The sequence below is a fragment of the Leisingera sp. XS_AS12 genome (genome assembly GCF_041224635.1).
In the GTDB taxonomy this organism is placed as follows: domain Bacteria; phylum Pseudomonadota; class Alphaproteobacteria; order Rhodobacterales; family Rhodobacteraceae; genus Leisingera.
This window is the reverse complement of the sequence record NZ_JBGFGM010000111.1, coordinates 121,394-141,906: the sequence shown is the minus strand read 5'-3', so window position 1 is coordinate 141,906 and position 20,513 is coordinate 121,394. Positions and strand designations below refer to the sequence as shown.

21 protein-coding genes and 18 tRNA genes are annotated in these 20,513 nt (G+C 60.4%); 2 read left to right on the top strand and 37 right to left on the bottom strand.

Features of this window, described 5'->3' with window-relative positions; genetic code table 11:
- The first annotated feature begins 425 nt into the window (after positions 1-425).
- The gene (locus AB9K35_RS17335) at positions 426-641 is read left to right on the top strand and encodes a hypothetical protein (RefSeq protein ID WP_369927976.1); all 216 of its coding nucleotides are present in this window, start codon (positions 426-428) and stop codon (positions 639-641) included.
- Positions 642-675: 34 nt separating this feature from the next.
- Here the strand turns inward: AB9K35_RS17335 and AB9K35_RS17330 are convergent.
- Positions 676-750 (bottom strand) — tRNA-Thr (locus AB9K35_RS17330).
- Positions 751-1,175: 425 nt separating this feature from the next.
- Between AB9K35_RS17330 and AB9K35_RS17325 the strand changes: the two genes are divergently transcribed.
- Positions 1,176-1,745: a hypothetical protein gene (locus AB9K35_RS17325; RefSeq protein ID WP_369927974.1), complete on the top strand. Its 570-nt coding sequence runs from the start codon at positions 1,176-1,178 to the stop codon at positions 1,743-1,745.
- 27 nt (positions 1,746-1,772) lie between these two features.
- Here AB9K35_RS17325 and AB9K35_RS17320 read toward each other — a convergent pair whose 3' ends face one another.
- The 36 genes from AB9K35_RS17320 to AB9K35_RS17145 form a co-directional block, all read right to left on the bottom strand.
- Positions 1,773-2,558, bottom strand: coding sequence for an ATP-grasp domain-containing protein (locus AB9K35_RS17320; RefSeq protein WP_369927972.1), 786 nt, complete (start codon positions 2,556-2,558; stop codon positions 1,773-1,775).
- On the bottom strand, positions 2,555-2,977 hold the full coding sequence (locus AB9K35_RS17315; RefSeq protein WP_369927970.1) for a GatB/YqeY domain-containing protein: 423 nt from the start codon (positions 2,975-2,977) through the stop codon (positions 2,555-2,557). Before AB9K35_RS17315 ends, AB9K35_RS17320 begins: the two co-directional genes overlap by 4 nt.
- Before the next feature lie 101 nt (positions 2,978-3,078).
- Complete coding sequence (locus AB9K35_RS17310; protein WP_369927969.1) at positions 3,079-3,489, bottom strand: HNH endonuclease; 411 nt, start codon at positions 3,487-3,489, stop codon at positions 3,079-3,081.
- Positions 3,490-3,723: 234 nt separating this feature from the next.
- Positions 3,724-3,984, bottom strand: a complete 261-nt coding sequence (locus AB9K35_RS17305; protein WP_369927968.1) for a hypothetical protein — start codon at positions 3,982-3,984, stop codon at positions 3,724-3,726.
- 85 nt (positions 3,985-4,069) lie between these two features.
- Positions 4,070-4,143 (bottom strand) — tRNA-Ser (locus AB9K35_RS17300).
- 215 nt (positions 4,144-4,358) lie between these two features.
- Complete coding sequence (locus tag AB9K35_RS17295; protein ID WP_369927967.1) at positions 4,359-4,619, bottom strand: hypothetical protein; 261 nt, start codon at positions 4,617-4,619, stop codon at positions 4,359-4,361.
- Positions 4,620-5,052: 433 nt separating this feature from the next.
- Positions 5,053-5,128 (bottom strand) — tRNA-Thr (locus AB9K35_RS17290).
- A gap of 723 nt (positions 5,129-5,851) precedes the next feature.
- Positions 5,852-5,935: transfer RNA gene (locus tag AB9K35_RS17285), tRNA-Leu, on the bottom strand.
- A gap of 67 nt (positions 5,936-6,002) precedes the next feature.
- A tRNA-Leu gene (locus AB9K35_RS17280) sits at positions 6,003-6,088 on the bottom strand.
- Between the two features lie 236 nt (positions 6,089-6,324).
- Positions 6,325-6,401: transfer RNA gene (locus AB9K35_RS17275), tRNA-Arg, on the bottom strand.
- Between the two features lie 89 nt (positions 6,402-6,490).
- Positions 6,491-6,565, bottom strand: a tRNA-Met gene (locus AB9K35_RS17270).
- A 352-nt stretch (positions 6,566-6,917) separates the two neighbouring features.
- Positions 6,918-6,992 (bottom strand) — tRNA-Ile (locus AB9K35_RS17265).
- A gap of 47 nt (positions 6,993-7,039) precedes the next feature.
- Positions 7,040-7,123: transfer RNA gene (locus AB9K35_RS17260), tRNA-Tyr, on the bottom strand.
- A 24-nt stretch (positions 7,124-7,147) separates the two neighbouring features.
- Positions 7,148-7,223, bottom strand: a tRNA-Trp gene (locus tag AB9K35_RS17255).
- A 30-nt stretch (positions 7,224-7,253) separates the two neighbouring features.
- Positions 7,254-7,330 (bottom strand) — tRNA-Arg (locus AB9K35_RS17250).
- Between the two features lie 31 nt (positions 7,331-7,361).
- Positions 7,362-7,772: a hypothetical protein gene (locus AB9K35_RS17245; RefSeq protein WP_369927965.1), complete on the bottom strand. Its 411-nt coding sequence runs from the start codon at positions 7,770-7,772 to the stop codon at positions 7,362-7,364.
- A gap of 272 nt (positions 7,773-8,044) precedes the next feature.
- A tRNA-Ser gene (locus tag AB9K35_RS17240) sits at positions 8,045-8,132 on the bottom strand.
- A 123-nt stretch (positions 8,133-8,255) separates the two neighbouring features.
- Positions 8,256-8,331: transfer RNA gene (locus AB9K35_RS17235), tRNA-Thr, on the bottom strand.
- A 13-nt stretch (positions 8,332-8,344) separates the two neighbouring features.
- The gene (locus AB9K35_RS17230) at positions 8,345-9,826 is read right to left on the bottom strand and encodes a hypothetical protein (RefSeq protein ID WP_369927962.1); all 1,482 of its coding nucleotides are present in this window, start codon (positions 9,824-9,826) and stop codon (positions 8,345-8,347) included.
- A gap of 126 nt (positions 9,827-9,952) precedes the next feature.
- Positions 9,953-10,027: transfer RNA gene (locus tag AB9K35_RS17225), tRNA-Asn, on the bottom strand.
- Positions 10,028-10,086: 59 nt separating this feature from the next.
- Positions 10,087-10,159: transfer RNA gene (locus AB9K35_RS17220), tRNA-His, on the bottom strand.
- Between the two features lie 13 nt (positions 10,160-10,172).
- Positions 10,173-10,388, bottom strand: coding sequence for a hypothetical protein (locus tag AB9K35_RS17215; protein ID WP_369927960.1), 216 nt, complete (start codon positions 10,386-10,388; stop codon positions 10,173-10,175).
- Positions 10,389-10,467: 79 nt separating this feature from the next.
- Positions 10,468-10,544 (bottom strand) — tRNA-His (locus AB9K35_RS17210).
- A 236-nt stretch (positions 10,545-10,780) separates the two neighbouring features.
- A tRNA-Lys gene (locus AB9K35_RS17205) sits at positions 10,781-10,856 on the bottom strand.
- A 1-nt stretch (position 10,857) separates the two neighbouring features.
- A tRNA-Val gene (locus AB9K35_RS17200) sits at positions 10,858-10,933 on the bottom strand.
- A 694-nt stretch (positions 10,934-11,627) separates the two neighbouring features.
- Positions 11,628-11,876 carry a hypothetical protein gene (locus tag AB9K35_RS17195; RefSeq protein ID WP_369927959.1) on the bottom strand — a complete coding sequence of 83 codons (249 nt, stop codon included), beginning with the start codon at positions 11,874-11,876 and terminating at the stop codon, positions 11,628-11,630.
- 137 nt (positions 11,877-12,013) lie between these two features.
- On the bottom strand, positions 12,014-12,607 hold the full coding sequence (locus AB9K35_RS17190; RefSeq protein ID WP_369928283.1) for an energy transducer TonB: 594 nt from the start codon (positions 12,605-12,607) through the stop codon (positions 12,014-12,016).
- Between the two features lie 230 nt (positions 12,608-12,837).
- Complete coding sequence (locus tag AB9K35_RS17185; protein ID WP_369928281.1) at positions 12,838-13,221, bottom strand: biopolymer transporter ExbD; 384 nt, start codon at positions 13,219-13,221, stop codon at positions 12,838-12,840.
- A gap of 5 nt (positions 13,222-13,226) precedes the next feature.
- Positions 13,227-13,607 carry an ExbD/TolR family protein gene (locus tag AB9K35_RS17180; RefSeq protein WP_369927957.1) on the bottom strand — a complete coding sequence of 127 codons (381 nt, stop codon included), beginning with the start codon at positions 13,605-13,607 and terminating at the stop codon, positions 13,227-13,229.
- Positions 13,604-14,245, bottom strand: a complete 642-nt coding sequence (locus AB9K35_RS17175) for a MotA/TolQ/ExbB proton channel family protein (protein ID WP_369927955.1) — start codon at positions 14,243-14,245, stop codon at positions 13,604-13,606. The genes AB9K35_RS17180 and AB9K35_RS17175 overlap by 4 nt, the downstream gene beginning before the upstream one ends.
- A 26-nt stretch (positions 14,246-14,271) precedes the next feature.
- On the bottom strand, positions 14,272-15,273 hold the full coding sequence (locus tag AB9K35_RS17170) for a hypothetical protein (protein ID WP_369927953.1): 1,002 nt from the start codon (positions 15,271-15,273) through the stop codon (positions 14,272-14,274).
- Positions 15,266-15,916: an adenosylcobinamide amidohydrolase gene (locus AB9K35_RS17165; protein WP_369927951.1), complete on the bottom strand. Its 651-nt coding sequence runs from the start codon at positions 15,914-15,916 to the stop codon at positions 15,266-15,268. The genes AB9K35_RS17170 and AB9K35_RS17165 overlap by 8 nt, the downstream gene beginning before the upstream one ends.
- Positions 15,917-15,921: 5 nt before the next feature.
- Positions 15,922-16,677, bottom strand: coding sequence for an ABC transporter ATP-binding protein (locus AB9K35_RS17160; protein ID WP_369927949.1), 756 nt, complete (start codon positions 16,675-16,677; stop codon positions 15,922-15,924).
- Positions 16,674-17,657: a FecCD family ABC transporter permease gene (locus tag AB9K35_RS17155; protein ID WP_369927948.1), complete on the bottom strand. Its 984-nt coding sequence runs from the start codon at positions 17,655-17,657 to the stop codon at positions 16,674-16,676. The genes AB9K35_RS17160 and AB9K35_RS17155 overlap by 4 nt, the downstream gene beginning before the upstream one ends.
- Positions 17,654-18,490 (bottom strand): ABC transporter substrate-binding protein, encoded by an 837-nt coding sequence (locus AB9K35_RS17150; RefSeq protein WP_369927946.1) that lies wholly within the window; start codon positions 18,488-18,490, stop codon positions 17,654-17,656. Before AB9K35_RS17150 ends, AB9K35_RS17155 begins: the two co-directional genes overlap by 4 nt.
- A 3-nt stretch (positions 18,491-18,493) precedes the next feature.
- Positions 18,494-20,377, bottom strand: coding sequence for a TonB-dependent receptor plug domain-containing protein (locus AB9K35_RS17145; RefSeq protein ID WP_369927944.1), 1,884 nt, complete (start codon positions 20,375-20,377; stop codon positions 18,494-18,496).
- Between the last annotated feature and the right edge of the window lie 136 nt (positions 20,378-20,513).

The following is a 20,513-nucleotide window of genomic DNA, read 5'->3' as shown; positions in this document are numbered from 1 at the left end:
CCTCGGAATGCAAATGCTATTTTCGCAAACCCTGTCTATTGCTTCGAAGCTCAAAGCCACATTGGGATATCATCATTGCCACTGCAGAGCGGAACAGCTGTGCCCCAACCCCATTCCAGGAATGGAGGGGGCCTCTCAGAGAGGCGGCTGGCGGAACATGTGTCGAAAACTGTTGCCCCGTGATTGTCGGGCTCACGGGGCGGAAGCCATACCTGCACCATAAGGGGCAGGGGAGCGCCGTTCACCGTGCCGGCGCGCGGGATCGTTACGGAGCCACCCGTCCCTTACGGGATTCGATGCCGGCCGCATTATCGATGCGGCCGGAGTGCTTGCGCTGCTCCCTTAGGGGCAATATCACTCAATCAGCAGATGTTTTCAGGCTCGCTGAGCCATAGTGCAATCAAAGACCATAGAAGGAGGACGGCGTGGAGAGTTTTACCACTGTGCTCGTATACTTGGGCTACGCCGCATTCTCCGTGTTCTTCTGGTGGATTTATCCGCACACGCTATCCAGGGCGGACATGTTCTCCACCAGCGCGGTCAAGTATTGGCTGGGCCGCATTTCCTTCTCTTTGTTCGGGCCTGGTTTGATAGGGCTGATCGTTCTTTACCTGTACAACCATTGGAACACCCCATTCTGAGGGTCATGGCGCTGGATCCCGAAACGCCTGAAACTGGTGCTGCAAGGGAGGGTTGAACTCCCGGCCTCTCGCTTACCAAACGAGTGCTCTACCACTGAGCTACTGCAGCATATTCCGGGGCCTTCGATGTGCTGCTACGCCAAAGACCTGTCTTCTCCTCCCGGATCAGCACCCCCGCGGCGCAGGCACAGCGACCCGGGCAGGGCGCCTGCGCTTCTCAGCGGGTTCTTCCCGTCACCCGGGAAGACGCGGTGACCATTCTCCTGCAGGTCCGGCGTGGCGGCCGGCTGCCGCAGGGATAAGGCCCAACTTTTGCGATGCAAGGGGGTCACTCCTTAGAGGGTGGCTGCCTCTAGGCCAACCTGCCGAAGGGTATCCCCGGAAGCGCCGGGCCATCCGGCGCCACTTGTTCCTGCTATAGAACGGGGCAGGAACATTTTCGTGTGGATAAACAATCCCGCCCGCATCTTTGCGACTATGCGAAAAAACAGAAACAGTTCAGGTTTCCACATGTCAGATTAGGCGGGAAAACTCATGATGAAGTTGATTGCGAAACCCCTTGCTGCATTTGCGGCGGTTGCTCTCACCACTGCCTGTGGAGGCGGCGGGAGCGCAGAGCCGGTCAAGAAGGAAACCTCGAGCGGTGAAGCCCGCCGGACGATGTACCTGACCGGCTACAGCTACTGGGATAATACTCCGCCAGGAACCGCGCAGATTGCGCGCCCGGTGATCCATCGCAAGGCAGGAGGAACCGGCACCTATGACGACCCGGTCACACTGGCTGTCGGCCATGCCAAGAAAAACGGCCGCAGCATCATGGACTATCCCGCCGGAACCCGTTTCTACATCGAGCGTTTGCGAAAATACGCAATTGTTGAGGATCTTTGCGGCGATGGCCCGTCGCCGCAGGACGGCCCCTGCCACAGCGGCTACCAGGGTCACGATTGGATCGACATCTACGTCGACGGCAAGGACGTCGGAAAAGCGGCGTCGGATGCCTGCATGTACCGCATTACCGGTCTGCAGAACGTCATTCTGAACCCGAAGCCGGAATACCCGGTCTATTCCGGTGCGATATCGGAAAGCGGCTGCCCGGTTTTCTGACCGGGCAGGCCAGACCGCCCGGAGCCGTCAGGCTGCGGGCGGTTCGAAGTGCTGAGCCAGCGCATCGGCAATTGCCGAGGCGTCACAGGCATAAAGGCCGGCGGCGCTGAAGGAGTTGTACTCCACCACCCTGGGCCCGTCACGGGTTTCCGCGACATCGCAGACATAGGCCGGAACCGGTGCGTAAAGGCATGCGGCCTGTTTCGCGACCGCCCTGCAGGCAGGATCGACATCCACACGGACATCGAGCTTCCCGGCGCGGGCGTATTGCGAGCCTGTCACGACCTCACGGTCCACGACAACGAAGCGGTATTCCGCAAAGATCTCCCGGGGCGCGGAGGCAATGACCGCGAGGTCCAGATCATCCGGCAGCAGATCAAGATCTTTCCGAGTGAACACCCGTCCGGCAAAGGCCTTGTCTGCGCGGTCCGGGCGCAGGAACAGGCTTTCCCCCGCCAGCACCATTTCCCGAGCCTCTCTCAAGCACATCAGGCTGGAGTGAGAGTTCAGCGCCAACGGACCGATCGCGCGGATCACGGCTTGGCTGGAGAGGAGGTCCGGATCGTGGAAGATCCCGCCAGACCATTCCGGCCTCTGCCGCTTTACCGCTTCCAGGAAAGGATGGCCGCCATAGACGGCCACCTGCTGGCCCGCGGTGCCAGCCTCGGAGGGCAGGACGGCCTCAATGCCGTCCCACTCTGCAATCGACAAGATGCCGCCAGAAGCCGGGATCGCCTCAAGAAGGTTCCTTCGGCCGGTCCTCAGCCCGGCAAGCCGGAAGGCCGCTTGCCGGGAGACGATCCAATGAATCATCCCGCCAGGGCAGCCTTCACGATGCCCGAGGCCTTCTTGCCGTCATACTGGCCGCCGCGTTCCGCTTTCAGCGCGCCCATGATCTGACCCATGTTCATGCCTTCGGCAGCTTTGGCTTCAGCGAAGGCCCGCAGCTCTTCATCAGACATCTGCGCGGGCAGATACTGTTCGAGGGCGGCCTTCTCGGCCAGGATCTTGCCGTCAGCGCGGCCTTCGGCGTGAGACAGCGTCTCACCGATGTTCTTGAGGAACTTCTTTACGACCCCCACGACTTCTTCATCGGTCATCTTGCGCGCCGGGTTGAAGCTCTTGGTCTTGGTGTCGATTTCGCCGATCAGGGTCACAAGGCCGCCCGCTTCGGGCGCCTTGGCCTTGCGCGCTGCAAGCGCGTCAGCGCGGATTTTTTCGAGCAGGCTCATGGGAAACTCCTTTTGAATGGCCGTTCGCGAAATTGAAGGTCTGCGTTGCTATGCTGGCGCCAGGCCAGCATGCGGCAAGCAGCTGTTCGCCGCAACGGCGCTCAGCCGAAGCCAAAGGTGCCGTCGTAGAGGATCCCGGCTTCCGTGAGGATCTTCCTGGCGCCGGGGTCATTGAAGAGCGGGCCGCGGCTGCGCGTCCCGTCCGAGTGGATCTCGTTGCCCCATTTGTCGTAGGCGGCTTTCGCGGAGAACCCGGGCGGCAGAGCCGGATTGTTGATGCGGCAAGCGGCGCGGACCTCCTCTACGCTGAGCGTCGTCTTTTCGGCCTCGTAGTGGCAATCGGGGCAGAGCGAGGCGCCGTTAGAGAGGTAGTAGCCCCCATCCCTGAACAGTTTTCGCTCCAGGATGTGATGCGCGGCATCCGCAGGCGCGCCACAGATCACGCAGGCATGGTTGTCGCGGGCAAAGACGGCCGCTTTGAAAGCGGGCCGATCAAGTAGCGAGTCTGACATGGCGGTCTCTCCAGAAGGAATGGTTCAAATGGCGCTGGATCCAGCGCCGCGCTGTGCCGCCTGGACAGGAGGAATTGGCGGCCCGTTAGCGGCCGCGGGATGGACCCCGCAGCATCTTACCCCCGCACCGGTTATCAACGCCTGCGCGCGGGACTTGTAAACCGCGACGGGCCAAGCGCGGTATGGCGGTGCAGTCCCCCGGCTCGGGGACCGCATGCTCATCTTGATTGCCCCTCACCAGTAGTAGACGTGGGGCTTCCGGCCGGTCGGCCAGACCATGTTGTCGGGATCCTCACCGCGCAGAATTGCGTGCTCCTGAGCGCGCGTCCGGCTGCGCGCCGGGCGGATATGGAAAACCTTGTCCCAGTAGCGCGGATTGCGCTTACTCCAGCGGTGATCCTCTTCAAACGTGATGCCCAGGCGCCGCAGGATGGCGTGGGCGGAATAATGGCCGCACCCTTTCGTGCGGGGGCGGCGACGCTTGTAATGCGCCATATCGGGTCTCCTTGCAGGTTGTTTCCTACATGGCGGACCTCCTTTCAGTCTTGGTGCCGGTCATTGGGGCGGCCCCGTCGGGCCTTCGATGTGGCAGGATTTGAACCTGCGACACGCGGATTCTCTCCGCTGCTCTACCTGGCTGAGCTACACTGATCCCGCGAGCCCTCCGCTCAACAGCCCCTAATGTACACTCAGGGCTGCCGGGAAATGGCGCGCTCGGGCGGCGTCCCGCCCGGGATCTCGAATTTGGTACCTCATCCGCAGAGCGCGTGCGGACTCGGCAAGACTTCACGGGACGTCGCGGCGCTCTCCTATGAAGTCTGTTCTGTTGGGGTTGCGCGGGTCGATACCCCGGTTCCTTAATGAGATTTTCAGAACCGGAAGGTGATCATGCAGCCGCCCATTGTGGCCAGCGCATCTGCGCCTTCGACGTTCCCGCCGAAACTGCGGTCATACGCCTCCTTGGCAACGCCAGCCGCGAGGGCCACGCCGCAAGCTTGCAGAGGGGTCAGCTCGAAGACCTGCTCGCTGGTCTTGGCGATGGCCGCACCCGCGGCGAAGTGCATTTTCTTATCGTCTTCCGGAATGGCCGCAAAGGCCAGCCCCGTCAGCAGCAGCGGCGCCCAATCCATGTCGATACCCGTTCGATGATTATCAAGGTTGTCAAACTGTATGCGAAAAACTGAGCGCCGGTCACGTGGCTCTCATAGGTTGTCCACATGAATGGGAGCGGGCTGTTCCGCCCAGCTGCTGGGCCATGCCAGGCCGGAAGCCATCCTCTGGATGGCAATGAATCAGATCGGGCCGGTCGCTACTCCGGCTCTGGCATTTTTCGACATCTCCAACGCTCCTCAACCGAGCGCTAACCCGTCAGTTCGCGGCGCTTAGGGCTTTGCACGGGCGTCCACTCCCGATTATCCCTCGACGGTCTCTCGCCGGAGGAGGACATCCTCCAGCTCAGCCAGCCTTCACCAGTGCGTTTACATAATGGGCGTGTCTGCTTTCCACGCTGCCGATCTGCCCTCCTGGCACAGACATGCCTGTGTCAGGTGGAACCAAATATGGTGGTGCCGGACGAGGGACTTGAACCCACGACCCACCGCTTACGAAGCGGTTGCTCTACCATCTGAGCTAGTCCGGCGAAGATCTCGCCCTCCAGAAATTCATCTGAAGGGCGAATGCCCGCCAGGGGCCAGGGCCCCCAGCACTCCGGGCGCACCGTATGCCCCTTCGCGCAGGCAGCCGCCTGCAGGGCACCGGGAATTGGCGCTACCCGCGGGCGGCTGCCAAATTCGAATTGGTCCCAGTGACCATCACTTCGGTCAGTATGAGTTGCAGGTCACCGAGTTCCCTATGCGATTACAGGTCGTTGTCGTCGGGGCCTGATAGCTGCGGTTAGGTATCAGGTTGATATCTTGTGGTGTGATCTCCGGACCTCTGAATGGAAAGGTAGGCATGCGCCCATCTGTGGGGCCGCATTGATAGGTCATGTAGTACCATGTGACTGGCCCAGGAATTACATCAGCAACAAGCCCACCAGCCTTGCTGTAGCTGTCCAAGACTTGATAAGGGCCGGAGCAGGTCTCCGCAGCCTTCTCGTAGCAGCCTGCCGCGTTTTTACTGCATTTTGCAACGGAAATGGTCTGACCAGCTGGGCCAGTCATACTGGTTTGTTGGGTTTCAACGCATCCGGCTAATGAGAGCGCCAGGCACGTAGATGCAATAAACTTTAACATCATGTCCTCAGAAAATTGGGATCTTCGATGCAACCTCTGGTTTTTCTGAAATGGCGGCAAGATGTTTATCTGAATTTTTCTGATGGTGACACTCAATTGCCATTTGTATCGAGTAGCCTGAAGATTTGTGGTACGGGTGACGAGACTTGAACTCGTACGCACGAAGGCACTGGGGTTTGAAGCCAGCGTGTCTACCATTCCACCACACCCGCACTTTGTGTCATTTGTTTCCATGGCGGGGCTCGAATGCGCCGGCCCGCGCGCCAAGGATGAAGAAATTGGTGCCCAGGACGGGACTCGAACCCGCACGGCCAGTCGGCCATCGCCCCCTCAAGACGACGTGTCTACCATTCCACCACCTGGGCAAGTGCCAGCCCTCTTGCTCCTGCACGGCTGACAGGATCGCTCCTGCCCCGTTTGCGGACTTGAACCGCGCTGCATGCTGGCCCCGCGCTCTGGCGGGCGATTTGTGGGCGGCCGCGCTATCAACCGCGAGGGGTGCCTCGCGGGTCACGCGGAGCGCCTGCGCTGAACGGATCATCGCAAGGTCGCCGGTCCGCCAGCCCAAGGCACACAGCGGGCCTTGGGCATTCCAGTATTCTGGTGCCTGCACTTGGACTTGAACCAAGGACCTCCGCCTTCGGAGGGCGGCGCTCTATCCAGCTGAGCTATGCAGGCGTGTCGGCGGAATTTCCCGCCGGGAGGGTGTTCGTCTGGCCCATTACTTCCGCGCACGGCGCTGAGAGCGCCGACATGCGCGAAGTGTTTGGGGCCTCTGCCTGGAATTGAACCAGGGACCTGGGCGTTATGAGCGCCTTGCTCTACCATTAAGCTACAGAGGCAAATGGGGCAGGGCGCGCCGGAACGCGCCCCGAGGCAACCCGGCCCTTGGCGGGGCTGCCAAACTGTATTTCGCGGCCTGTTTGCACCGGTTTCGAGAGGCATCCCGGGTGGGCTCTCTACTTTCGGCTCGCGCTGGGGCTTACAGGCGGCCTCCGTCCTCCGCGGACGGCGCTCTGCCGGAGCTGCACGAAATTCTGGAAGGCCATCAAGGGCCAAATCTGAAATGCGGGGCGCCCTACGGTTTGCCGCTTGGGCTCACCGTTGTCTTGGTCCCGGCCGACGCCCAACCGGGAAGCACCCGGTTCTTCATTCCGCGCCAGGCCGGAACCGGGAATGGGCCGGGCGGGAGAATGGTGGTCATGGGAAGTCTCGAACTTCCGACCTTTCGCTTATCAGGCGAATGCTCTACCCCTGAGCTACATGACCAATTCTATTGCCAGCTGGACTTCCAGCCGGGGTGTGTCTGAATTTAATGGTGGGCCGCCCGGGGATCGAACCCGGCCGCGTTTCCGCCACGGAGTTACAGTCCGCTGCCACACCATTGCGGCATCCGGCCCACGGTAAAATTCAGATCTTGAGTTTGGCAGGGGCAGCAGGGTTCGAACCCGCGACCTACGGTTTTGGAGACCGTTGCTCTACCAGCTGAGCTATACCCCTATGGTGCGGCCTGGATAGCCGCGGTGATTTTGGCGTCCCTGGGAGGAGTCGAACCCCCGACTTCCGCACTAGGAATGCGGCACTCTATCCAGCTGAGTTACAAGGACAATTCCAGCTGCTGCCGACAGGAGGGAGCCATCAGGGCTCCGGGCCGTCCTGTCCCAGGTCAGACAGTTCGAGAAGAAAGCTGCGGGCTTCCTCCAGCGGATGCTCATCAGTGTTTGGCGCATCGTCCGGCGTTTCATCGCTAACGATCTCCATCAATTCATCCATGACGTCATCCGGAGTTCCGGCACTGGTCTCCTGCGTGGCGCCCGCCTCATCGATCCAGCGGACCGAGACACGCCCCTCCATGTCCGGGTAGGCGTTCAGAAGCCCTGCCAGGACCTGGCTGACCTCGCGGTCCGGACCCACAACGCCTGCTTGAAGATCAGGGGCGCCGTCGCGCGCGCCGTCGATCGCCCAGGCATCATGTTCGCCGGGAGAGCAGCGCTCGGTTCCCTTTACAGGATATACGATGAAGTGGCTGAGTTTTGCGTGGTTCGACATGATCGCCTCTGTTTATTGCTTCAGCAGAGGCTAACATGCGTGCGCGAAAAAACGTGCCTGATATCGGTTGCCAGCACCCTGGCGTAATACTTCCGCGCAGGCCCGAGGGCACTGCGCGGCTTCCCATGACCCGGCGCGGACCGCCCGCCCGCGGCCCCGTCAGGGACCGGAGGGATTCGAACCCTTCGACGCCCATACAAGAGCGCGACCATGGAAGTTCTATCATATCGGGGAGCACTTCAACTGCAGCGCTGCAACCCGTCTCGAAATGGTGGCGGAGCGACCGGGAGTCGAACCCGGTGAGCCCGTGAAGGCCCTACGGATTAGCAATCCGCTGCATTACCATCCTGCTCCCGCTCCGCATGGGGTGAGGGGCCGCTGATCTGCTATGCTGGCTCAGCGGCCGAAGCCTCGATAGCCCGACAGCCGTTCGGCGGCAGGGTCGATACCGCGGCCTGCACGTAAAGCGCAGACCGCGGGAAATGGTGCCGGCACCAGGGGTCGAACCCGGGACCCGCGGATTACAAATCCGCTGCTCTACCTGCTGAGCTATACCGGCGATTGCTGCCCGGTCAGGGCGCACATGAATTGACACCGAATACGACCGTATTCCCGCTCCGGTCAGTGATCACGGCAACCTCTCCTTCAGCAACAAGGCCTTTCTGCACAGGGGCTTGCAGATCCTCAATCCACCCAACATTAGCAGGGCCAGGGGCATAAAGGAGGCCAGGCTTCAGGGGTTTGTGCTGTGTTCCTTCGATCGACCAGAACTGGCGCCTGTTGACTTGCAGGGAGTTGCCACTTGGATTGCGGGATTCCCAGATGTACTTCCCGTCATAGCTGACGCCCCTCACGACACAGCATTGTTGAGGATAGCGGTTGTAGTCATCGACCCCGTCCCGTGCAAATCTGCTGACCAGGTTGAAGTCAGGGCCGCTTTTGCGGTAGACGCGAATGGAAGACTTCGACCGCCAGCGCTGGTTTCCGGTATGCGGCTTGTCGTAAAAGCCATACGTGCCGCCCCGGCGGGTACTGACAACAATCGTCTTGCCATCGCCTGACATCTCATACCAGTACCACGCGGCATTAAGCCTATCCCGGTAGATGTTTTCGCCATCCTCAGCGGTGAACTGCCATGGTGCAAAATACCGTGCCAGCGACCAGGTCCCATCCGACGCCTTGGTGTAGACTGCGGCAGCCTGCACATGCGCGCCATAGTGAAGAACGGTGTAGTACCACATCAGGGTGTCTCCCGCCCCGTTCAGTGTGGGAGGCGTCGGACCATAGGGGTGCAAGGTACTCACATGTCGATCAAAGCCAGGAGCGCCCCTGGTGTCGATTTCGGCTTGAATCCTCCAATCACCGGAATGCGGTGCATTGAGGATGTGCATCTTCCGATCCGGAGCCTCGAAGGCGACGACCGTACCGTCTTTATTGATCGACATATGCCCGCGCCCTTGCGGGATTCCCGAAGCGTATGCACTGCCGCGAATGTCGCCTTGATGGTGCAGCGCCCATGAAGTGCCGTTCTTCTTGTAGGTTCTGTGTCGGGCATCATTCATGACGACCTTCAAGTATTGGCCATCATCGCTAAATGCCATGGCGACTACGCCCCCCAAGTTACCATCAGGAAGTTTGAGGGCCTGGCTCAACGTGTAAGGCTTGCCTGGGGCAGATGCGGTGTGAATTTGCAGTTCGTGCTTGCTGCCTCCTGTGTAAACACCTGCAATGAATTTCGCATCTTGCGTGACCGCGCTTCGCGTCAGTGCCGGAATAATCTGCGTCTGGGCATAGTTCCGCTCATCGGCAGGGCAGGTGCAAGCAGCAAGCTCAAGGTTGCTATGATGATTGTTTAGGAAGGCGAACTGGCCAACCGACCATTCAGCTGCGTTGTTGGTTGGCACCATGATAGCGCTGTCACCTGTATTGGTAACCATGCGGCATACCCCGTGCGCTTCCACGCGGCGCCCCTCATTGGGCTTGATGCGCTCAGCGGACGCCACACCGCCAATCAGGCTCAATCCGAGCGCGAGCCCATATGCAAGTTTCCACATTTTCAGTATTCCGTAAGCTTGTTAAGTGGTTTGCGAAAACTTACCTGCAACTCAATTTTTCTCTGTAATTCAGGTCACATTCAGTGGCCTGCAGCATGAGCTATGCATAAGAAAATTAGAGGAATTTGGCTCCCCAGGAAGGACTCGAACCTTCAACCTGCCGATTAACAGTCGGACGCTCTACCATTGAGCTACTGGGAAGTGGAGGGGCTACCCCCTCAAGGCGCGCAGTGCCTATGGGCAGGCTGTCGCCAAAAGTACCTGACCGGCGGGATTTGAACCCGCGACCACCCCGCCATTCAGGGTTGCTCTACCAGGCTGAGCTACGGTCAAGAGAACGGCGGCCTCATGGGGCCGGGTCGTTGCTCTCTGCTTCGATGCTCTGGATCTCCTCCAGCACGTCCGCGAATTCTTCAGACAACCCCTTTTCAGAAATGAAGCGCAACGCAAGCCGCGGAAGGGCTTCGCTGATCTTGGGGTCGTAAGCTACGATGTTTTCTACCCGATCAGCACCTTCATCGTGCTGCCAGTCACCCGCAGTAAGTTTTTCAGCCAGTGGCATGTTTCGCGACCTTTCCATATTGAGTTCATCCGCTGAAGGGTGAGCCGGAACCGTGAAAAAGCGAAGGGCGAAAAAGAAATGGGCCCGGCACCCAGACTTGAACTGGGGACCTCCTGATCCACAATCAGGCGCGCTAACCAACTGCGCCATGCCGGAGCATTTCTGGGGTATCATCCACGTCGGCGGCTCGAGGCCGCCGCAGAGATGTCTCGGCACGCGACACTCACGGCCTCGAGCGCGGCGCCTGAGCGGGTGCCTGAAATTGGCATGCGGCCGGGGATCTCACCCGGACTTCCCTCACGCCGTGAGGGGCTCTTTCTCACCCCTGGGGGTGTTTAAGCTACCGCAAGATATGGCCGGGATAGCGCATGGCTCTCTACCGGCAAAATAGGTGGTGAACGGTCAGGGGATCGAACCCTGGACCTCAGAATTAAAAGTTCCGCGCTCTACCAACTGAGCTAACCGTCCATGGTGAGGGGTGACGGGATCGAACCGCCGACATTCTCGGTGTAAACGAGACGCTCTACCAGCTGAGCTAACCCCCCAAGGGTCTTGTGCCTGGCGTCATGAGATTAACGACCTCTGCTCTTACCTCCCGGTACGGTCAGGCGGGCGGCCAGGGTATTCGATGCAGCTTTCTCTGGATGGAGAAAAACTCAACATCCAGAGGAGCTTAATTGTGGCGGGCCGAATGGGACAAAAGTGAGAACTGGTATGTCATTGTTATTAAAGGACCTTTCAGCTGGTCCGATCCAAGACTGAACTCTCTCTCGCCACAGCGGCGGTTGGCTGAGAATCTTGTGCAATCATTTTCCTCTGGTCAATGCAAAGACCGTGAGACCTTTCCCAGGGGCAGAATTGTTGAACTTGTTATTGCCAAAACAGGCGTAAACCATAAGCAAGCCTCGAATGCAGTCGACAAGGCGTTCTTGTGGGTGGTTCATGGTCGTTCAAACGGAAAAAGGTAGCTATCTTCACTTTCCATAGGATTTGTGCGGATGGGCGAGCCTTCGATTACTCAGCAGCTTCTGAGGTGGCTCTCTCTCGGACGGGAAAGAAGGGATCTCCTTTCTCGTCGAATGGAAGGCTCGCAGCTTCAAGGAAATTCTGATTTAGAACCTTCGCAACTCTAACGAGTTCCTTCCACGCAATGAGCTCAATTGATCCGTGGAACTGACCACCTGGAAGTTGAACTTGCCTCTCCACTTGGCGAGCAATTCCATCCCTGTGTGTCAGTTTTTATGTCCCTACGAGGTCGGAAATGCTATAGCAATGGAAGGCTACATCCTTGGAAAGCACGATTGGTTCGCAGTTGTATGACAGGGTTCTTTCTTCTTTGAGCTGATCCATGTATTTGTTCATCTGCCGACCGATGACATAACCATCTTTGTATGAATTTCTTTCTGGTTTCTTGAACTTAACCAGCCAGATCCACCCCAACCGGTCTTCCGAACCCAAGCCGAATCCATGGATATTGCCCCAGATCATGAGATCGACGCGGTCCTTTTCGTCACTTCCCCAGTCTGAGTATTCTTGGCATTGGTCGGAGTGAAAATTGGACCAGTTGGACCAGTTGCAAGGAAGTTGCTCGGGGCCCCTTGACGACATGCAAAAATGTACTGTCATTAGCCCGCGAATGTCATCCGGAAGGAGAATTTGTAGTCTCCGGATGGAAGGGCCTTTGGTGCGCGGGGCATGCGAGCTTTCCTGACTGCGCGCAATGCGGCTTGATCCAATTCCGCATTTCCCGAGCTTTTCGCAATCGACACGGCGACCAGTCTACCCGCAGAGGACACTGTCAACCTGAGCCTGGTCGTTCCCTTGGCGCCCCGGCGAGGCTGCCGTTTCTGGCGTTCGACGCGCGCGATGATCGCAGCGCCCCAGCGGTTCTTGAGGCTGGTTGCGCGACCGGGATCGCCTGTCGTGGCCGCGTCCGGGCCGCCATCCCCTTTGGCCTGGGACTTGCCCGTCCCGGCTGCTCTCTCCTGAACGTTTTCTGCCGGGGACGCGGGTGACGGTGCTGGGGCCGCCGGTGCAGGTGGTGGTGGCGGTGTTTGTTGTACCTTCCGAGGCTGGGGCGGCGACGCAGGCGGTGGTGGTGGCGCAGGTTGCGCCGGGGCGCTGTCAGCAACAGCCCCGGCGGCCAGGACAGGCAGGCCCAGCCGTGTCGGAACGGGGCTCTGCACGCGCGTTGTGACAGGTGTCGGCAAGGACTGCATCGCGGGTACGACCTGTGCCTGGAGGCCGGCTGGCGCGTGGATCTCGGGCGGACGTGTCCAGTCCGAGACCTGTTGCGCCAGCTCGGCAGAGGCAGCGGTAAGCGTCACCTGCCCGGCCCCGTTGCTGCCGGTGCCTGCGGCACGTGTACCGTCGTCACGCATCAACAGAAAGGGTGCTGCATGTAGCGCAGCCGCAACAATCAGGCAGACCGGGAACAGCGCGCGCCGGATCATGATCCGGTCCCCGTTAACGAAACAGCCGTGATGCCTGCATCGCGCAGTCTGGCAATCAGCGCGGCGACGTCGCGGGCGGGCACTTTGGCATCCGCTCTTAGTGTCAGGGTTTCAAGCACGGGCGCCCGTGCTGCAATAACAGCCATCGCATCGCCAGTCCCGGCGTCCGAGAAATGCAGCCGGCCATCGGCGGCTATGAACAACACCGCTTTGGGTGCTGAAGGCGCGCCATCTTCCAGCTGCGGCGGGGTCACCATAAAAGGCGCACGCGGTGCGATCTCCGAAGACAACAGGAAAAAGATCAGCAGCAGGAAGACGACGTTGATCATGGGAAGGATCGGTTCGCCTGCCTGCCGCGTCTTGGGGGATGAAAAATCCATGCCGCTCACTCCATCACCACAAGCCCGGTAAAGCCCGCCCCTGTCAAAAGTCCGGCGGCATCCATCAAGTGCTGCAGCGAGGCGCCTGCATCGGGCTGCAGGACAATCGCATCCGACATATCACTGGTCAGGGATTGCAGGCGTTCGGCCAGCCCGTCCGCCGCCACGGGCAGCCCGTTCAGCCAAAGCCCCTCAGCCGTTACTCGGACCAGTCGGGGTGGCCCCTGATAGACATTGCCCGCATCCCCAGTCGCCAGCGGCACCACCTGGTCGCGCCCGAATTGCGAGGCCAGCATGAAGAAGACCAAAAGCAGGAACACCACGTCGATCATCGGCGCAAGGCTGATGCGCTTTTTTGCGCGCGGTGTTCCAAAGACCAGCGTCATTCCGCAGCCTGTTGTATGGGTACGCGGCCCGTTGGCAGGGTGAACACGCGGGTGGCTGCGTCCTCCATCCAGGCCTGTTGACGTTCGGCCAGGCCTTCGATCCAGGATGCCAGCGCCGAGGCGGGAATGGCCACTGCCATACCTGCGGCGGTGGTCAGCAGGGCCTCCCAGATGCCTCCGGCCAGCACCGAAGGATCCGCCCCGCTACCACTTTCCTGCAATGCCTTAAACGCACCGATCATACCCAAAACGGTTCCAAGCAGCCCCACCAGGGGCGCAATGGCGGCAATCAGCTCAAGCGGGCGCAACCCCTGACGCAGCCCGGCCAGTTCAGCCTTGGCGATTCGAGTGGTTTCCCGTTCTGCAACCTCTGCACCATAGCTCGGGGTTTGAAGCGCCTGAATCGCCGTCAGCGTAACACGATCCAGAGGGGTCCGGGCGACAATGGCACCGGGACTGCGGCCCCTGCCCCACTCTGCGATCAATGACTCAGCCAGCGGTGTGCGCCACGCACCTGCCCGGGCAAGCGCAATCACCCGCCAGAAAAACAGGGCCAAGGTCAGCACCGAAAGGGCAGCAATCACCCACAAAGCAGGGCCGCCGCGTGACATGAACTCAAAAAGGGGGGCAAGGGACATCGCGGCCTCCGTCAGACTTTACCGTTTCAGTGGCCCGGATTTTCCGGGTCGGCTTGCTCAGCTCCGCGATCAAAGCGCTCGGCATAAGCCTGGCTCAGCTGGTCCGGCCCATGCAGTACTCGCCATTGCCGGATACCGTTGCGCCAGCCTGCACGGCCCTCGCGGGTTGTAGGTTCAGCGGCTTCCTCTGTCGGGGTTTCCGCTTTCAACAGGTCCCAGACCGCCTGCTTGCCCTGACTGTAGGTTTCCGCACCCCATTCCCCCAGCAGGACCTGAAAGGCGTCAAAGGCGTTGCGGCTAAAGGTTTTGTCCTCGCCCAACCGGCCAATGACCGGGTTTTCCGGATGCACGCCGCAGCAGGGCACCCAGCCCTCGGGGATGGGTGTGTTGGCGGAATGTGTGCGCTCCGCCTTCAGCAGTTTCGGCAGCACGTGGGTGTGCGGCCCTTCGGGGGATTTGCCGCCCGTGTCGGGACCGCCAATCATCTGATAGACCTCGACCCGGCCAATACGGGTTAGAACCACCCGGTGCGGATGCGCTTTCAAAATCGCACCCATCGCGGGGTTGCCCTGTTCAAACAGTGATCGGCCGGCGTGTTCGTTCAGAACCTCCAGCAGCTCCGGGTCAGCGGTGCGGATGCAGAAATCAGCCTGAAACTGGCCCAGGCCCATGTCGAACAGCCAGGCACCACGATCCTCGTCACGCAGGGCATTTTCGTCAGGACCAAGAGCGGTCAGCACGGAGCGCTGGTACATGGCCGCGTCTTCCTGCGGCAGGCACAGCGAAACCGCTTGGCTCCAGCGGTGGGGTTTGGGGCTGAGCATCTCATAGGCCACCGGGCGCACCCCTTCGAGGGTGTCGATCCTGACACCACCACGGCTGGTAACCTGCACCAAGCCAGCATGTTCCTGTGGTAGCGGGTCGCCGTAAACATGGTGAAACTCGCCAATGGCGCCAAATGACCCCATGTTCCAGCCGCAGTCCTCCTGCATCAGTGCGTCTTTCAGCACCTGTTGAAGTTCAGGCATCAGCTGCCCTCCTATTGATTGAATTCCATTCCAGGGCGCCCGCGTGGACGGCCTGGTAGACGGCTTTGCCGATCGCTTCGCCGGTTGCGGTGTGCAATCCGGCATAAGAGGTCGCGCCGGTAGGAGCCGCCACCGCAACACAATCGGTTCCGGTGCCGGTTGCGGTTCCTGAAGGCAGGTCGATGTCTGCCTCCATCACGGCTGCGGTGCGGGCCTGGACGGCGATGCTCATCGCCTCGATCAGCCCGGCGTGCGTCAGGCCTTGGGACAAGCGCAGGGCAACATTGATGGTGCCCCAGGTGCGGTGGGAATAATCCATCCGGCTGCCAACCCGTTCGGCATTTGACAGACCCACTGTCGCCACCGCATGGGTTTGGATGCCCTCCACCTCCGCAGAGGCTTCGCAATAGTGTCGAACATCGCGCGACGTGAGAAAGGCGACCGCATCATCGCAACCGCGCGCGGAAAGCTTACCCACAAACCACTCGGTCACATCCAGATCGCGCGGCAGGTCGCTGTTGCGGACCTCACGCCACAAGATCCGACGGGCAGTCACCAAACCGGGGCGGTTCACGGCCCAGCTCAGCACCTGCATGTCCGCGCCCAGATTGAATTCGATCCAGGGGCGTTCCAGTGTCACCATGCCCTTCACAGCACCTCCAACGGCTGAAACACCGACCCTTGTGCCGTGGTTTCGTGCCAGACTGAAATGCCAAAGGCCCGGGCCATCAGGTCGGGTGTCAACACCTCCGCAGGTGGACCATCGGCGAGAATGCCGCATTCGGCCAGCAGGATCAGCCTTGTGCAATGGCGCGCGGCCAGGCCCAGATCATGCAGGGACACCAAAGCAGATCGGCCCTCGGCCGCGAGCGAGGCAAAGACCTCCATGGTCGAGATCTGATGCGCCGGGTCCAGCCCAGCCGCAGGCTCATCCGCCATCAACAAAGGAGTGTCCTGCGCCAACGCGCGGGCAATCAGGGCACGGGCCTGTTCGCCCCCCGACAGACGCGAAGCGGCGCGTGCGCGGAACGAATCCAAGCCCATTCGCGCGATGGCCCGATCCACCAGTGCCTGATCGGCAGGCGGCAGGCGCACCCCCTGCGGCAGATGCGGCAGACGTCCCAGCGCCACCAGCCGTTCCACCGGGAGCGGCCAGGCGATCTCGCGCGATTGCGGCATCCAGGCCACGACCTGGGCGCGATCAGCCGCGCTGAGTTCGGCCAGCGAACTGCGCCCGGCGCAGGAAATCAGCCCCAGCGCGGCGCGCATCAGGCTGGTCTTGCCGGTGCCATTGGGGCCCAGCAGGCCCACGAACTCTCCGGCCTGGATCTGGAACGACACATCGCGCAGAACCGGGCGACCGCGCAGGGTGACGGACAGGTTTTCGATGGAAAGCGCGCTCATGCCAGGCCTTTCCGTGTCTTATAGATCAGATGCAGGAAAAGTGGCGCGCCGACCAAAGCGGTCACCACACCCAGTTTCAGGTCACGCGACGGCAGGATCACCCGCACCGCGATATCGGCCATCTGCAACATGACCGCACCGCCCAACGCAGAGGCCCAGAGCAACCGCGACGGTTGCCCCGCCACAAAGGGCCGCAGGATATGCGGCACCACCAGCCCGATAAAGCTGACAGCGCCCGCCACTGCGGTCGCGCCACCGACAATGCTGGCGGTGCCCAGAACCAGAAATAGCCGCAGCCGATTCAGGTTCATCCCCATGGTTTGCGCTGCGTCTTCGCCCAGGGTCAGCGCGTCCAAACCGCGCGCAAGGGTCAGCAGGATGACGGCTCCGACCAGGGCAAAGGGTAGCACCAGCCCTACATGTACCATCGACCGATCCGCCAGCGACCCCATCATCCAGAACACGATTTCATTGGCCGCAAAGGGGTTGGGCGACAGGTTCAGCACCAGCGAGGTCAGCGCCCCTGCCATGGCCGAAATGGCGATCCCCGCCAAGATCAGTGACAGTGACCCGCCCTGCGGCCCCGCCAGCGCCATCACCAGAAAGACGCCGATCAGCGCCCCCGCCAGCGCAGCGAATGGCAGGCCCATGCTCAGCGTTGCCGCCAGCCCAGTATTGATTGCCAGCACCGCCCCCAAAGCGGCCGAAGACGACACGCCGATCAGCCCCGGTTCCGCCAGCGGGTTGCGCAGATAGCCCTGCATTGCCGCACCGGCCAATCCCAGCCCGGCGCCGATCAACACCGCCAGGATGGATCGCGGCAGTCGGATTTCCCGCATCACCAGCGTCAGAGGGCCATAGCTGTGATCGAACAGCGCTGCCAGGCTTTCGCCCACGGCCACATCCGCCGGTCCCACGGTCAGTGAGATCAAGAACAGCGCCACAACGGCGGCGGACAGGATAAGCATCAGGCGGGTCATGGCTGGCCTTCCTTTTCAACAAATCGGCGGCGTTCCTCCTCCAGGCTTTGCACGGTGCGCAGCACATGCGGAGTGCCGCAGACCCAATCCGCATCGCGCATCTGCCCGGCCCCGCTGCGCGAGGCCAGCTGCTTTACCACGGGATGGGCCAAATTATCTTCGCTACGCGAGGCGCGGGGATAAGGCACAGTTCCGACCAGCAGATCGGGCTCGGCCAGGGCCAGAACTTCCAAAGGCATTTTGCCGGATCGGGCATAGCCCAGCTCGGCCGCGATATTGGTCAGGCCCGCGGCCTCGAGTATCTGACCAGCCAGAGACTTTGGACCGGTCGTGTAGTTGTTGGCCGAATAAAGCGCAGCGCGCGGGCGGGCGCCCATGGCCACCTGCAACTGCGCCAATTGACCGTCATATTCGGCCAGCAATGCGCGGGCCGCCCTTTCGCGCCCCAAAGCTTTGCCCATCTGCAGGATCCGGTCGCGTACATCAGTCAGGGAGTCGGCAGGTTGAAACACCACCACCGGCACCCCCAAACGCCGCAGCATTTCGGTGGTGGCCCGGGTGGAAAACGCGCCAGCAATCACCAGATCCGGCTTGAGCAGATAAATCTCCTCTGCCCTGCCATGATTGATTGGATAAGCCATGGCCTCGTCAACCATGGCCGAGGCGCGGGTATCCCGCGCGATATAGGAGACAGAGATCAACTGGCCAGGTGCGGCCAAAAGCATTGCCAGCTGATCGGTACATAGGTTCATCGAAACCACGCGAGACGGCCCGGCAAAGGCACCGGTCGTAGCCCACAACAGGGCAAGTACTATGCCGGACAATCTGCGCATGGATCAGAAGGAAGCTCTTATGCCGACATAGGCAGCCCGGCCACGTTTGGCATAGCCCCAGACATCGGCATATTCCTCGTCAAACAGGTTGGTGATACGACCAGTCAGCACCACGTTGCTGTTCAACTCATACTGCGCCGACAGATCCACCGTGGTGTAATTGGGCAATTCCACTGTGGAATAGGAGCCAAAGAACTGGCTGTCCCAATTGCCCGCAATATGACGCATATCAGCCGTCACCGAGCCGCGCCCCTGGAAAGTCTGCAGGGTTGCGCTGAGCAGTAGCTCATGCTCCGGGCGGCGGATTTCGACAGAGCCATCAGGATTGGTCGCGTCCAGGTAGGTATAGGACAGGCGCAAGTCGAGATTTTCGGTGGCGTCGAGGCTGGCGGTGAGTTCAATACCTTTGCGATCACTGTCTCCGGCCTGGTTGCGATAGGACCTGGTAGTGGCGTTCACCACATAGTTTTCGATCTCGCCGGTCAGGGTTTCGTCAAAGTAGGTGACATCAACCAGCCCGCGCCCCTGAAGGAAGGGCACTTCGACGCCGATGTCGAAGCTGCGGTTCTCTTCCGGTTTAAGGTTCGGATTGCCAAGATAGGTCGTGGTACCAAAAGTCGAGTTAGCGAAAAGTTCGAAATAAGAGGGGTTCACGATACCGGTCCCCGCCGAGCCATGCAAACGTATGCCGCTACCGGCAAAGGTATAAGAGGCGCTGGCGTTCCAACTGGTCGCATCTTCAAAAGCACTGTTATTGTCGCGCCGCACGCCGAGTTGCAGGTCCAGGCCATTTGCAAAGCTGCCACGGTATTCCAGGGCGATCGAGTTGGTTCTACGCGCATAAAGAGGATTGCTGCTGCTGGAATCCTCTTCCCATTCCAGAATTGCGTTGAGCAGATGATCGGCGTCATCGGCAGGCTGTCCATTCAGGCCAAAGCTCAGAAGATATTTGGCGGCTTCCGTTTTTGTTTCGGTCGCAGCCCCGCCGTTTCGGGCACTGTCATAGTCTGTACGCTCGAACGCCAGGCGATGCTTCAAACGTCCACCCAGTGTATCCAGTTCAGCAAAAAACTGTGCCAGACGCTCCTCTCTGTCGGCATATTGCGTCGGATCATCCACCACATAGCCAGCCGGATCGGTTGCGCTCCATGATGTGCTATCACTGTCGTAATGTTCTTCTGAGGTGCGTACATTAAAACCAAGTTGGAAGTGGTCCGTAACCAGATAGTCCCCCTTCAGTTGCAGTGTGGTTCGACGAATGCCGTCTTCCTCACCACCGTCACCAGAAGTGTCGTAACCATCGTCTTCGTCATGAGCCAAACTGAAGGAGAGGCCGCCACGCTCAGTTCGTGTCGAGACACGTGCCGAAGCACGGTAGCCATCGGTGCCATACTCCGCACTGCCGCCATATTCAGTGCCAATTTCGCCAGTCTTGGTAATGATATTGATCACCCCAGCCGAGGCATTGGAGCCATAGAACACCGATTGCGGGCCGCGCAGGACCTCGATGCGCTCAATATTGGCAGTATCCAGCCCCGACAGGATATACTCGCTGTCCCCACCGGAGGCTTCGATACCATCAATCAGGATCAGAGTATGATTGGCTTCGCCACCGCGGATGCGAACCTGGGTAAAGCTGTCACCCGAACCGTTCACCATCAGGCCGGGAATGGCCCGCAGGGCATTTTGGACCGTGGTGATGCCGCGCTCTTTGATTTCTTCGCTGGTCAGGACCGAGACCGAGCGACCGTATTTCTGTGCTTCCACCGGGGTGAAGCCGCCAGAGACGATGATTTCTCCCAGATCTGTGATTTCGAAGTCCTGGGCTATCGCCAGGGCTGGAGAAGCGGCCAAAGCCGCGGCCAAGGACAGGCGTACCTTGCTCATAGTTTTTCCTCACGGCCTATGGGAGCGCCCACAAGCCAAGCATCCGCCCAAATTGGGCAGAAATTAAAATTTGGAGTCTTTGAGAGGCACTGCCTCCGCAGACGGTGAAAATGCCACCACTACGGAAGTCCGTTGT